This window comes from Peribacillus saganii (assembly GCF_003429095.1).
Classification (GTDB): Bacteria; Bacillota; Bacilli; order Bacillales; family DSM-1321; genus Peribacillus; species Peribacillus saganii.
This window is the reverse complement of sequence record NZ_QVTE01000001.1, coordinates 121,787-134,872: the sequence shown is the minus strand read 5'-3', so window position 1 is coordinate 134,872 and position 13,086 is coordinate 121,787. Positions and strand designations below refer to the sequence as shown.

The following is a 13,086-nucleotide window of genomic DNA, read 5'->3' as shown; positions in this document are numbered from 1 at the left end:
TTTTAACATTATCAATGAAAATAATCTGTTCTCCTTTTTCTATACCTGAGGTAATAAAGAAAATAGCGTTCCGTATGTACTGTTCTAGCTCATCAAAACAATATAGAATATGAGCTCCTTTTAATGATTTGCTTATCAGACCTAGTAATTTACATTAGTGATCTCCTTCATTTATATATTGAACGGACCACTTATCTGTTTACCCACCCTTCTGGAATTTAAACTGCCTAAACTGCGATGTAGTTTTTGTGTAATTTGTGAAAGGAAGATAAACGCAATATCAATCGTTAAGATTTCTTGATACATAGAGCTAACGAATGTTATTCAAAAGTTCATTGGTCTTCAATTATGGATGTCACTTCATCATTATTCATGTTTAAACAAAGCAAAGACTTATGAACAACAGAAAAATCAAAAATACATAAAAAAGAAACATTGCCCAGTTAATTTTGGGCGCTGTTTCTACGAAGAAAACAATAGCTGCTTTTCCAGTTCAAACAATTTTCAGTTAAAGCATTTTCTTTGCTCTTACACAGTCTTTTTTTCGTTTGTAACAGACTCTTTAAGGATGTTTTCAATTTCACTGCTTGGTACAGGTTTACTGAAATAATAACCTTGAGCTTGATCACATTGTTGCTGATGCAGGAAATTAACGTGTTTCTCCGTTTCTACTCCTTCAGCAACAACAGTGAGATTAAGACTTTTTGCAATGGAAATGATTGCTTTTACAATAGAAGCGTCTTGTGAATCTATTATCATATCCCGAATAAAAGATTGGTCAATTTTCAACTCATTGATTGGAAACTTCTTTAAGTAACTGAGTGATGAAAAGCCTGTTCCAAAATCATCTAACGATAAACCAATGCCCAAGGACTTAAATTGTTCTAATTTCTCAATCGAATGCTCTAAATTATTCATAGCCATTGTTTCTGTTAATTCAAGTATAAGATGTGAAGGATGCAATTCGCTTTCTTGTAAAATGATTTCAACTTTTTGAACTAAATCGGTTTGAAGAAATTGGCGAGCAGAGAGGTTTACACTAATAGAAATAGGGGAGAAGCCCTTATCCTGCCATTTTTTGTTTTGTTTAATGGCGGTACTCAGAACCCATTCACCTATTTCCACAATTATCCCCGTTTCTTCAGCCAAAGGAATAAAAACCGCAGGAGATACCATACCAAAATCAGGACTGTTCCATCGTAACAATGCTTCGACGCCAACTATCCGGTTTAAAGAAAGATTGATCTTCGGCTGATAGACTAAATATAGCTCCTCGTTACCCACTGCTTTACGAAGACTGCTTGCCATTTCTAATCGGTTTTTATTTATATCATCCAATTCCGTTTGAAAAAAACAGTAATTGTTCTTCCCTATTTCTTTTGAGCGATACATAGCTGTGTCTGCATTCTTTTTTAATGTTTCAGCATTTATACCGTCTTGAGGAAACCTGCTAATACCAATACTTGTTGTAATTACGATTTCTTTACCTCCAAGTATAAATGGATAATTAATTGTTTTTAGAATTGTTTTGGCAACTGTCTCGGTGTCTTTAAGCTTAGCTTCATTGAGGAAAATAATAAATTCATCTCCTCCTTGACGGGCTACCATATCTTTATCCCCAAGACGCACACAGCTGCTCAACCGATTAGCTGCTTGTTTCAATAAATAATCTCCCATTTTGTGCCCAAGGGTATCATTAACCATTTTAAAGCCGTCCAAATCTAAAGACATCACGAAACACTCCTGGTTATTATGATTCGCCAGGTTTATTTTTTGAACAAGATTCTTGTTGAATAAGTCCCTGTTTGGCAATCCTGTTAAAGAATCATGGTAAGCCATATGTTTAATGGTTAATTCAGCCTGCTTGCGATCTGTAATATCGTTTACGACCATAACTGCTCCCGTTACTTTACCTGTCTTGTCAATCAGGGGTCTTCCGTTTGCTAATAGGTATGCGGGGGATGAATCTTTATCTTTAGCCAAGTATTCTATGTTCGCAACCTCTTTCCCTGCCAGAACTTGGGCTAACGGAGTTTCATGACATTGCATAAATGTACCATCAATATGAAATAATTCATAATTGCTAGCCCAGGTTTTTAGAGAAATAGGATATTTAAAATTATTAATTCTCCACTGGTTAGCAAAAAGATCATTTACAAACATTATATTCCCTTCTGAATCCGTTACTACGACACCTGCCTTCATATTTTCAAGTATGATCTGTAAAAACGATTCTGTATCAGATAATTCTTCTGAATAAGAATAAACATATTTAAATAATACAAAGATGACTGTAAATATTGAGATTATAAATAATACGTCAAAAATATATAGCCAGTTTTGCCAGCCAAAAATGAAATTTAAGGTTTCTTGTATTGCTTTTAAACTTAAAATTAATATTACAGAAAGTAGTAAGTATTTACTCTTTTTGATTGACAACCCGTTTAACCTCCAAATTATTCTTATTAAAAAATAAACTTTTTTTAACAAGAAAAAGTCACCGATTTACTTCCTTCTTTTGCTAAGTCCTTCTATTAATTTACCATTGTACTACAAAAGTGTCATAATTTGTCGGAATTTGTAGGGACAAATTGAAAAGTAACGTAAAAAGGACTGCCGCAGCAGCCTAGTAGAAGTAAGTAATTTTCTTTTTAATGATTTTGGTGATCATTTCTTGTTTATGTCAACAGCTCTTTACCTGTAATGACATTTAGCATCTGACATTTTATGTGCCAATAACGATAAATCGTTAAAGATTTAAAACACGATTAACCCAAATTCCATTAGCTAACATTTAGCTGGCTTTTAAGTTCTGAACAGTATAAATAAGCATTCGGAAAGAAACTGTTTTAAAAGCTGCTTTTTTGTGATGAAAATACCGTACGACATGTAAAAAGCCGCAAATATTACTTTGCGGCTTTTTGTAGTGCTTTTTTAACCAAAAATTCAGCAATCAACTGTTTTGCTTCCCTTGCTTTATCTTCATCAAGTTTATTTTCTGCTTTTGGGTGATAGACAAAATCGAGTTTCTTTGCCATGACGGGTCACCTCAAACTAACGTATGCGGAAAACAGATTGTCCTATGTTAGGTTAGTTTAAATTTAATTTGAGGACACTTCTTTGACATAAGAGCCTGTAGATACGAGTCCGATTCGATCGTGGATTAATAGAGTGTTAAGATACAACATTAACAAAAATATTCTAAATGTCAGATAAATTAGGAAAGTTAAATACAAGCATTATCACATCTAACCAAAGTTATTTATTTCAAATATTGGAAACTATTGAAGCTGACAGGAATGACATGTTATATTTTAGTGGGCTATTAGATCCCAAAAATAGCACTTAATGTTTAGGTGAAGAAAGATGATGAAAAAAAAGAAATATAGTATTCATTTACTTATATTGACTTTATTGGTTTTTGCTATGGTCGGAACATTCATTGGAACTGCTATTTCAGGCATTTTGGTCAGTAAGCAAAATCTTGAAAAAAATTATTTAATAGAGAATCAATATTACGCTCAAAAATTAGCCGCTACAACGGATTCTCTTTTTAGAAATATGATGAAAAGATTAATAATGGAGTCTGAAGAAAGTGAATATTTAACGGCTGATCCGAAGGAAATACATGATGAATTAGAACAAACGTTAGAGTCCACTACGTTTTTTAATTCACTTCTTTTTGTGGAAAAATCAGGACGTGTTGTTGCATCAGCACCTCATATGGAACTAGTAGATAAAAAACTTAATAGTATCGGTTCAAAGGAAGCTTTAGAAAAGAAATTACCCACTGTATCTAAGCCATATGTTGGAGTCACAGGGAACCTAATATTACTTATTTCTGTACCTGTTTTTGACGAAAATAGGGCGTATAAGGGGTTTATTGGCGGAACTATCCATTTACATGAAATAAACAGCCTTACCAGAGTTCTTGGTCAACATCCAAAACATGAAAATAATTCATATGTATATGTTGTCGATTCACAAGGTAATGTTATTTATCACCCAGATAAAAATAGAATTAACGATAACGTTAAAGAAAACGAAATTGTGAAGCAAGTATTGAAAGGGAAAAATGGAAGCCAAGAAGTTATTAATACAAAGGGGATTGCTATGCTGGCAGGTTTCGCCTCTGCTGGATCAACAACTAATTGGGGGATTGTGTCCCAGACACCTAAAAGTTCAGTTATAGAACCAACTGCTCAAATGGCAAAGCAAGTTAGCTTAATAGCAATCCCCTTTATGATTTTTGTATTTATAATTTCCCTTCTTATATTAAAAAAAATTGTGACTCCAATACGAAACTTAGCAATCTATGCAAAACAAATCACACTAGACCCATCTGTACAAAAGCCTCTAATTCCAGAGTGGTATTTTGAATTAAAGGAACTAAAACGGGCTATTTTGGTAGCCGTTGACTTTTACCAGAAAAAAATTACGTTCGTTGAGAGTGAATCTAATCAAGATCCACTGACAGGTTTCTATAACCGCCGCTTTCTAGAAAGAAAGATTAAAGATTTAGGAGATTATTCTATCATATTGTTTGATATAGATCGGTTTAAAAATGTTAACGACCAGTACGGTCATCAAGTTGGTGACGAAGTGCTCAAATATCTATCAGAATTAATTAAAAGAGAAACAAGGGAAAGTGATTTGTGTTTCCGTTTAGGAGGAGAGGAGTTCTTGATTGTTCTTCAAGAAACTGATTTACCTCTCGCTCAATCCTTTGGAGAACGTATAAGGAAAACTACTGAAGAAACAATTAGTCCAACTGGTAAGCCGATTACAATCTCCATTGGAATTGGAAATTTACCATCTACAGCCCATCGGTTTTCAGAATTATTAAATTTGACCGACCAAGCTTTATACAAAGCCAAACAACAAGGAAGAAATAGAGTGGTAGTTGCAGAGGGTACAAAAACCTAGGCTGATTTAAGAAAACCTTCGAAAGAATCGAAAAGCGAGCCTTCATATGGGCTCACTTTTTTCTGCTGCCATAAGTGTAGTCTGCATGATTTGGTGGCATTAAGTTTGCAATAACAAGAGTTCATCGGTTAAACAATCATCAAGCTTGGCTTGTCTACCTCCATTTAAACAGCTTCTCTGCGTTTTGATGTAATTTATCGATTCGATTATACTTGATTGTTCGGTTATCCTGACGCTGGTTTATGTTCACATCGTTTTGACGATGTGAGCTACAAGACGAAGGTTGTGCTCAATTAGCATATTACGAGCATTTGGATCTCCTTCTGCCATGAGCTGCAGGTATTTCCGTTCTTCTTTCGCGGATAATGGTTGAGGAAAGGCATTGTTCTTTACGTATGAAACTAACAAGTAAAGCTCTTTAACCAAATATCCTATTGCGGTTAAGATGTCCGGCATTTTTCCACCCCCGCTTTTTCTGGACGTTTGCCTATACTTATACTTATGCAGCCGAAACATCGTTTGTGTCTGTACACCTTAATTTTAACGGCTTCCCTTTATAAGGCTAGCTTTTTGATATACACGGGCTGTTAGATGGCTATCGCAGTATTTGACCAAGTCATAGGGCGCGGCCTCACAGTCACCACAAATTAAAAATACTAAAAAAGCTATCCTGATAGAGTTTAAGTAAAATAATGAGTTCTAGGATATAGGGGATCTTTTTATTTCATAATGAAAAACCTTGTCGCTCAGTTAAGACAAGGTTTTTTTCTATCTATCTATCTATTTTATTTATAGTAACGCTGTACATTGCATTGCAGATCGCTAACATTCGGCTGAATATGCATTTGCATTTTTTTATGAGGCTGGCATGACGAAGAATAACTATTCCTCTACGCCAACTTCAGATCCAATAACAATCCCAATGGTTGCAGTAAAAACTAAAGCGATAACGATTGTAAACATGGAACGACACTCCTTTTCGCATCCTCTTACTTAAAAGGATATCATGTCTGCAGCCATTAAATATCATGAGGTTATGAACATTTTTCATATAAAGAATGTCAATAATGTGAACCCGCTACAGCTTAATTTCTTACTGCTTATGATGGAAAGAAACTCGCTTACTGTGGCTGGCGCAGCAAACTTTATCCATTGCAAGTCGAAAAGTTAGTTAGCCGGTATCCTTCAAATCCCAAATTCCGCACTTACCATTATTCATCAACTTTATCATATTAACCTCCACCTTTCTTTTGCCGGCAATTTAAATTAGTTACATATAACTCCTGTACTGTATGGCACGGTCGATATACTCGTCACGCAGCTTCTTGATTTGCTGCTGATGCAAATAATCCTCAGCTGTCATCTTTTTGAATTTAATAGTGATAGTGAAAAATAGCATATTCAGTGTCATAAATTATCACCTCCTTGTGCTGCTGGCTAAGCGTTTTCCCAGAAACCATTATTCTGTCCCTTTATCATTCTGACGATCTCACCTTCCTAATAATTTTAATTTTACAAAAGTTCCTGTGCTGATGAACGTAATCTATATTCCTCACGAATCCTCTCGATTTGTTCTTGATGGTTAAATTCCTCAACTGTCATTTGCTTTCGTTTAAAAGTAATGGAAAAAAAGAGTATATTCAAAGTCATACTATCACCTCCTTTAAGTGTGGCAGACGGCTGCTGAACACAAAAAGGCCGCGGGTGTCACGTATCCCCACGGCCAGAGCATAAAAAGGCCGCAGGGAAAACACGATTCATCCTGCGGCCGTTTATGTATTAGTCTGCAATTCATTTACAAAATCTGGGTTAAAAAGAATCTGCACCATACAGGTCGAATTTGTGTTCTTTCTCAATATTAAGTTGTAAAGGCTTTTTACATGTCGATGCTTTAGTATTGCTCATTTTCTTCGACCTCCCTTGCAGAATTTCTCTTACATGGTAAGTATATCCAGATGATCTCACTTTGTAAACCATTGTTTTGCCTATTTTTTTCTACAAATTTTGCAAAACAGCAAAAACCCTGACATAACTCATGCCAAGGTTTTTAAAATCCGCTATCGTCTAAAGATTTGACCGGAAAACTATGATTTAAATTGAGTCATCTTCCTTAATTTCGGATCGGAGTTTTTTATATTTAATTGACAGGGAAAAGAATATGGCTGATACAACAAGCATCAAGCATGTGGTACCCATCATTGCATACGTATCAAGCATTGTTTTTCCTTCCTTTGGGATTACCGATCCCAGGTAAAAGAACACTCCTACAAAAAGGAGAGAAAAACCAAACCGTTTATAATCTATTTCTTTTGCGACTATTTTCGATACGGCCATTCTTCCGTTTTTCATGCTGTCCACCTGCTTTCAATGAAACTATTACAATAGTAATGGTAACATACAAGCAAATGCAGAATCTCAGGAAACCGTTGGGAACAATCATTGTGGAAGCCTGAGGTTGTCTTATGGAAAAGTTTCCATTTTATTTTTTTTGCTGCAGAACAGCCTGGTTTACTTCAGGCGGTCAATCATTTTTATAACGAGTTCAGTGGAATTAATTGCCGCCGTTTCTAAAAACTTCTCGAATGAGATATCAGATTCTTTTCCGGCAATATCTGAGAGGGCCCGGATAATAACGAATGGAACATTAAATTGATGCGCCACTTGGGCAACAGCTGCTGCCTCCATTTCTACTGCATAAAGGTCAGTGAATTTATCACGGATCGCTTCTACTCTTTTAGGATCATTCATAAAGGAATCCCCAGTCGCTATCAGACCCTTCACTACCTGAATGCCCTGCATTTCTTCAATAGCCTTTTCTGCAGCATCTACAAGCTTTTGATCAGCAACAAAAGCTGGCGGAAGCTGTGGTACCTGCCCGTATTCGTATCCAAATGCAGTAACATCCACATCATGATGGCGTACTTCCGTAGATATAACCACATCACCTACATTAAGCGACGGTGAAAATCCACCTGCTGAACCTGTATTGATCACCATATCCGGCTGAAATCTTTCAAGCAGCACAGCTGTTGACATGGCGGCATTAACCTTTCCAATTCCAGATCTTAGCAGAACCACTTCTACGCCATTTAACGTTCCCGAGTTAAACTCACAGCCTGCTATTATTACTTTCTCAACATTCTCCATCTTATTGCGCAAGATAGTAACTTCTTCTTCCATTGCTCCGATAATCGCTAGTTTCATCAGTCTAACCTCTTTCATTTCTGCTATAGTTTTTTTGGCTTCCATACTTCATATAAATTCATTTGCAGCTTTTTATGGAACCCCATTATTATAAAAAATAAAATTCTTACTGCAAAATCCCTTGATAGTGAAGCCTGTCTGAAATACCAATGTTCATTACCTGACACATTTTTATATTCGTAAAGTTATACCAGCAGAAACTATTTTACCATCATTTTTCATTTACTTTCCATATTGAATTTCAGCATCTTCTTTTACATTGTCTGTCAAAAGCAGAAAAGCATACATACCATTGATGAAAGAGCCTTTTTTTTGATAACATAATAGTACAATAACCTATATTTCGGGGGAGCAAAAATGAATTTCCAACTTGATATCATCCAGGACAAAGTTGAATTTTTTGAAGCGGAAAGCCTGGAAAAGCTTGAACAGAAAATCCAGAGCCAGATTGAGGTAAATAAAGCCATCCTGCTTGAGGTGCATTCCGTTTCACATCAAATGTATGTTTCAGAGGATGGAAGAAGATTTTACTCGGCAGTGGTTCACTTTAAGGCAAAGAATTAAGAAAAGCAAAAGCGCACTTGTTAGCCCCAAAAGCATAAGACAAGTACTGACAGAAGGCGCTTTTTGCCTTCCGAAGTGCTTGGCTAATGACGGCACTTGGTTGCGAGGGATTTTGATCGCAACTTGGTCACAACACCCGAGAGCTTTTTTCCCTAAGAAAAAAGTTGCTGGGCGCTGTAGCTAGACATCCGTACTGGTTCAAAACACTGTAAACAAAAAAGCTTGAGAAAATCCCAAGCTTTTTTTCATTTGGCAATCATGCCAGTTTATCACTGCCTGTCATTACTCTTTAGCTCTTGAACTTTGACCGGCTTCCATCCTTGTCCGTCTACCCATTGAATGTGAACACGGTAAGTTCCACTGTTATCCTTTGGAGACACAGTTCCAACGGCAGTATTAGGAGAGCCTCCGTTACCTAGAAACCAAACTGTCATATTCCCCGGATCAAGGCCTGCACCATATGCCACTGCACGCTCCATTTCCTGCCAGTCGGCCGATCCTTTTTCAAAAGTTGCGGCAGGGTGTTTTCCCTTCTGGGTGGTGCCAACTGGCTCCCATGCGTCATTTGAGTAGCTTTTTGTGATATTCGGATCATCAGTTTCTTCATGTTCAACGATTTCTCCAGCTGCTTCACCTGTTTGAGTGCCGTCTGTGTCTTCTCCTTCAGCAGTATCACCATCAGTTTCTTCGCTTTCATTTTCGTCCGATGGAACGGATGCTTGTTCATCCTCTGTTTGACCCTTTTCTTCGAGGGAAACCTCTTCTGCATTTTCGTCTTGATTCCCAGCCTGATTTTTATCCACATTTACCGATGCCGTTTTATTTTCACTGTTCTCAGCCGCAGAATCTTCCTTGCCCATAAAGATTGATGTCCCGACAATTATGATTAATAAAATAACAGCAGTAATTAAAATGTTATAGAGCCTATTTACTTTTCTCTGCTTCCCTTTATGATCAATTCGCGATCTAGAACTAGCCATTTTCTATATTCCCCTCCAGACGGTTGCACCTAAAGCCGCAGGCAACCTTGATAATCCCCCTTATTTTAACATGTTCCTTTTTTAGTTTGAAGCAAAAACCGCCTTCTCTTCCGTACTTAAGGCTAATCGGGGACTGGAGAACTAGTTTCAATCCTGTAGATTTCCTCTACCATTTCTTTAAAAAGCGATGTAACTCCTGCTTCTTGATCATTAGAATCCAGCTTGACCGTTACAAGGGCGTACTTAGGATTTTTATATGGAAAATAACCTGCAAACCATTTATTCAATTCGCGCTTATCAATGCCTGTCTGCGCTGTCCCTGACTTTCCGGCGATTTCATATGGCAGCTGGCTAAGTGAGGCACCTGTTCCTTTTGGTTCAGTTACCACACTGCGGAGCAGAGACTGCAGTTTCATTGCAGTATAAGGAGATATTCTTTCTCCTTCCATTTCTTTAGCCGGAAAGTCGATGGCGGTCGTTCCATTGTTAAAACTAACCTTTCTTACCGCGGTTACCATTCTTTTTTCACCGCCTCTTGCTATTGTTGCCATCATATTAGCAACTGCCAAAGGAGTAACCTGGACATCCTGCTGTCCGATAGCAGCATGGGCGGCTAGTTTTTTATCTTTTTTAACAGCTTTATCATTCCAGACTCTTCCGGATTCTTCTTTATCAAGCTGTTTAAAATTTGAATGATATTTTTCACCCTGCCAGCCTGTTTGGCCAATCAATCCGAGTTTGCTGCCATAGCTTAGCAGGAAATCAGGGTCAATGTCCGTCATTTCTTTGGCTAAGTCTCCAAAAGTCCTATTGCAGCTCTGGGAAAAGCTCTTTTCAAAATCAAGCGTACCAAGCTTTTTCTTTGGTTCTTTTTTGCCATCAATGGTTTCATCACAATTAAATGTCCTTCCGGGCGGCACTAAGTCATGTTCAATTGCAGCTGCCGCGGTAACCGTCTTGAACACGGAACCGGGGGTATCCTGCATTAGCATTCTGTTTTTTGAACCTGAATTTTCATTAGGATTGCGCTGATTAATTTTGGGGCGGGAAACAATAGCTGCTATTTCACTTTTTTCAATATCTATTAAAACTAGCCCCCCCTTCCTTATGCCGTGACGATCTACTAATTTCTCCGCAGCTGCCTGTATATCGCTATCCAGCGTTGTTATTACCTTGACAGGATACATCGGATTAGCTGGTTCCACATACTTTACATCCACACCAAATAAAGGTCCTCCGCTTCCATCAACATGAAAAACGAGCTTAGATTCTCCTTCTGACAGCAGAAATTCATCGAATGTATGCTGCAGACCAGTAATGCCAATATATGTATCGGGAGAGAGTCCCCGATTCGGATAACTTTTTGCTTTCAGTTCATCAGACTTGGTGAGTGTACCGATTAAATGCTCGGCCATAGTCCCATCGTGCTCTAATTTCTGTTTAACAGCGAAAACCCCAGGTATTTTCAAATCGTTAATAGCCTGGCTTTGTTCTTCGGTTAATTTTAACGGTGTCTTTCCGCCGAATGCAAATGGCTCTTTGGCTGCTTTCAGCTCATACCGAAGCAGATATTCAGGTTCGTTGATAATATTTGCGACCTTTTCTGCCGGCCAATCCATTTTATTGAGAAAAGGAAATAGCACCAGTACAGGAATCACTTCATGGCTGAGGGGCCTCCCATTTTTATCATAAAAATCTCCTCTGCCATCATCTATTTTCATTACCTGCGTCCGCTGCTTTACACTGGATTCTATTAAGTTCACGTTATGGTCTGAAAAGGACTCCGTACTGACCAATTGGATTTGCACAAGCCTGCCTGTCAAAGAAAGAAGTAATAAAACAAGTAAAATTGCCAGCGATTTCATTCTTTTTTGGATCATAAAAAAACACCTCGTTAACAGTGTCGACGAGGTGCAGGATTTTAAAACCCTTACTATAGATATGATAAAAATAAAACCATCCGGCGTTGGCTAAAGCAAATTCTTCGATCAAAAATTAACTGATGGATGTAATGCGAACTTTCATTTCTCCGCCAGGTGTCACTACTGTTACTTCTTCTCCAACACTCTTTCCGATCAAGCTGCGGGCGATAGGTGAATCATTTGATATTTTACCTTCGAAAGGATCAGCCTCCGCGCTTCCCACGATTGAATATGTTTCTTCATCACCGTTCGGAAGCTCAATAAACGTTACCTTTTTACCAAGTGAAACCACATCGGAATTCATATCATCTTCTGAAATGATTTTTGCATTACGGATCATATTTTCAAGAGTTGTAATACGCCCTTCCACAAATGCCTGTTCTTCCTTTGCAGAATCATACTCAGAGTTCTCAGATAAATCTCCAAAGCTTCGTGCAATTTTAATCCGCTCTACCACTTCTTTACGTTTAACGCTTTTTAAATGCTCCAGTTCCTGTTCAAGCTTTTGTTTACCTTCTTGAGTCATCGGAAATACCTTTTCGATTGCCAAAACCCTTCACTCCTTCAATTCCTTCACTTCCGATCTTGCAGGAAAGTGATATATTATGTAGATTACATTTGTTTTCTCAGGTGAATAGATAAGTGCGCGTCCTTATGGAAAGGGCGCGCATTCTTTTCAAAATGAAAATTCATTCTATCCCCGGATATAACCGGACTGGTTTATGCCGGCCTTTTATAGTCTTTCAAATAGAGTATGTCCTTTTGCCGGATTTGTCCAGTGTTTCCTTAAAATATTAAGGGAAATTGTAAACAAAATGTAAATGCTTTCTTACTTATTATCTATGCAATAATATTATAAAAATGACTTTTGTTCAAGAATGGTTTGTATTTTTGTTACCATCAGGTCGATAGCTACATGATTGTGGCCGCCTTCCGGGATGATAATGTCTGCATAACGTTTTGTAGGCTCAATGAATTGGTTATGCATCGGCCGAACCACGCTGAGATATTGATTAATAACCGAATCAAGTGTCCGTTCCCGCTCTTTAATGTCGCGCTGCAGCCTTCGAATAATCCTAATATCGGCGTCCGTATCGACAAATAGCTTGATATCCATCAGGCTGCGGAGCTTTTCATCCTCTAATATGAGGATACCCTCAAGGATAATAACATCCTTCGGTTCTACATGTACAACTTTGTCTGAACGGGTATGAAGAGCATAATCATATACCGGCTTATCAATTGGCTGATAGCTCAGCAATTGATTGACATGTTCAAAGAGCAAATCATTGTCAAATGCAAGCGGATGGTCATAATTTGTCTTCAGCCTTTCCTCTAACGGCAGAGAACTCTGGTCTTTGTAGTAAAAGTCCTGTTCCAACATGAGGATCGAATGACCTTTGAACCTTTCATAAATAGCTCGCGTTACACTTGTCTTTCCTGAACCGGAGCCGCCTGCTACGCCGATAACGACGGGCTTATTCTTCATG

Annotated in this window: 12 protein-coding genes and 1 pseudogene; 2 read left to right on the top strand and 11 right to left on the bottom strand. The window is 37.8% G+C overall.

Annotated elements, in window-relative coordinates:
- Positions 1-528: 528 nt before the first annotated feature.
- Positions 529-2,439, bottom strand: coding sequence for a bifunctional diguanylate cyclase/phosphodiesterase (locus tag D0469_RS00620; RefSeq protein ID WP_117324719.1), 1,911 nt, complete (start codon positions 2,437-2,439; stop codon positions 529-531).
- A 467-nt stretch (positions 2,440-2,906) separates the two neighbouring features.
- Entirely contained in the window at positions 2,907-3,038 is a 132-nt protein-coding gene (locus tag D0469_RS21810) for a hypothetical protein (RefSeq protein ID WP_267897275.1), read from the bottom strand.
- A gap of 328 nt (positions 3,039-3,366) precedes the next feature.
- Between D0469_RS21810 and D0469_RS00615 the strand changes: the two genes are divergently transcribed.
- Positions 3,367-4,926 carry a sensor domain-containing diguanylate cyclase gene (locus D0469_RS00615; RefSeq protein WP_117324718.1) on the top strand — a complete coding sequence of 520 codons (1,560 nt, stop codon included), beginning with the start codon at positions 3,367-3,369 and terminating at the stop codon, positions 4,924-4,926.
- A gap of 255 nt (positions 4,927-5,181) precedes the next feature.
- Here D0469_RS00615 and D0469_RS00610 read toward each other — a convergent pair.
- The 5 genes and pseudogenes from D0469_RS00610 to mtnN all read right to left on the bottom strand — a co-directional run.
- Positions 5,182-5,382, bottom strand: a pseudogene (locus D0469_RS00610) (RNA polymerase subunit sigma-70); the annotation flags it as partial.
- An 814-nt stretch (positions 5,383-6,196) separates the two neighbouring features.
- On the bottom strand, positions 6,197-6,337 hold the full coding sequence (locus D0469_RS00605; RefSeq protein WP_117324717.1) for a YrzI family small protein: 141 nt from the start codon (positions 6,335-6,337) through the stop codon (positions 6,197-6,199).
- Between the two features lie 101 nt (positions 6,338-6,438).
- On the bottom strand, positions 6,439-6,576 hold the full coding sequence (locus tag D0469_RS00600) for a YrzI family small protein (protein WP_117324716.1): 138 nt from the start codon (positions 6,574-6,576) through the stop codon (positions 6,439-6,441).
- 441 nt (positions 6,577-7,017) lie between these two features.
- Entirely contained in the window at positions 7,018-7,275 is a 258-nt protein-coding gene (locus D0469_RS00595; RefSeq protein ID WP_117324715.1) for a YrhC family protein, read from the bottom strand.
- Positions 7,276-7,434: 159 nt separating this feature from the next.
- Positions 7,435-8,130, bottom strand: coding sequence for a 5'-methylthioadenosine/S-adenosylhomocysteine nucleosidase (mtnN, locus tag D0469_RS00590; protein ID WP_117324794.1), 696 nt, complete (start codon positions 8,128-8,130; stop codon positions 7,435-7,437).
- A 357-nt stretch (positions 8,131-8,487) separates the two neighbouring features.
- Between mtnN and D0469_RS00585 the strand changes: the two genes are divergently transcribed.
- Positions 8,488-8,694: a YrzA family protein gene (locus D0469_RS00585; RefSeq protein ID WP_117324714.1), complete on the top strand. Its 207-nt coding sequence runs from the start codon at positions 8,488-8,490 to the stop codon at positions 8,692-8,694.
- Between the two features lie 269 nt (positions 8,695-8,963).
- Here D0469_RS00585 and D0469_RS00580 read toward each other — a convergent pair whose 3' ends face one another.
- The 4 genes from D0469_RS00580 to udk form a co-directional block, all read right to left on the bottom strand.
- A complete protein-coding gene (locus D0469_RS00580) occupies positions 8,964-9,674 on the bottom strand; it encodes a YrrS family protein (protein ID WP_117324713.1) in 711 nt (236 codons plus the stop codon).
- Between the two features lie 122 nt (positions 9,675-9,796).
- Complete coding sequence (locus D0469_RS00575) at positions 9,797-11,554, bottom strand: peptidoglycan D,D-transpeptidase FtsI family protein (RefSeq protein WP_117324712.1); 1,758 nt, start codon at positions 11,552-11,554, stop codon at positions 9,797-9,799.
- A 115-nt stretch (positions 11,555-11,669) separates the two neighbouring features.
- A complete protein-coding gene (greA, locus tag D0469_RS00570; RefSeq protein ID WP_117324711.1) occupies positions 11,670-12,146 on the bottom strand; it encodes a transcription elongation factor GreA in 477 nt (158 codons plus the stop codon).
- Positions 12,147-12,449: 303 nt separating this feature from the next.
- Positions 12,450-13,085, bottom strand: a complete 636-nt coding sequence (gene udk / locus D0469_RS00565) for a uridine kinase (protein WP_117324710.1) — start codon at positions 13,083-13,085, stop codon at positions 12,450-12,452.
- Position 13,086: the final 1 nt, after the last annotated feature.

Coding starts and splice junctions, on each gene's coding strand:
- D0469_RS21810 (WP_267897275.1), bottom strand. CDS start 3,038: ATGGCAAAGAAACTCGATTTTGTCTATCACCCAAAAGCAGAAAATAAA.
- D0469_RS00615 (WP_117324718.1), top strand. CDS start 3,367: ATGATGAAAAAAAAGAAATATAGTATTCATTTACTTATATTGACTTTA.
- D0469_RS00605 (WP_117324717.1), bottom strand. CDS start 6,337: ATGACACTGAATATGCTATTTTTCACTATCACTATTAAATTCAAAAAG.
- D0469_RS00600 (WP_117324716.1), bottom strand. CDS start 6,576: ATGACTTTGAATATACTCTTTTTTTCCATTACTTTTAAACGAAAGCAA.
- D0469_RS00595 (WP_117324715.1), bottom strand. CDS start 7,275: ATGAAAAACGGAAGAATGGCCGTATCGAAAATAGTCGCAAAAGAAATA.
- mtnN (WP_117324794.1), bottom strand. CDS start 8,130: ATGAAACTAGCGATTATCGGAGCAATGGAAGAAGAAGTTACTATCTTG.
- D0469_RS00585 (WP_117324714.1), top strand. CDS start 8,488: ATGAATTTCCAACTTGATATCATCCAGGACAAAGTTGAATTTTTTGAA.
- D0469_RS00580 (WP_117324713.1), bottom strand. CDS start 9,674: ATGGCTAGTTCTAGATCGCGAATTGATCATAAAGGGAAGCAGAGAAAA.
- D0469_RS00575 (WP_117324712.1), bottom strand. CDS start 11,554: ATGATCCAAAAAAGAATGAAATCGCTGGCAATTTTACTTGTTTTATTA.
- udk (WP_117324710.1), bottom strand. CDS start 13,085: ATGAAGAATAAGCCCGTCGTTATCGGCGTAGCAGGCGGCTCCGGTTCA.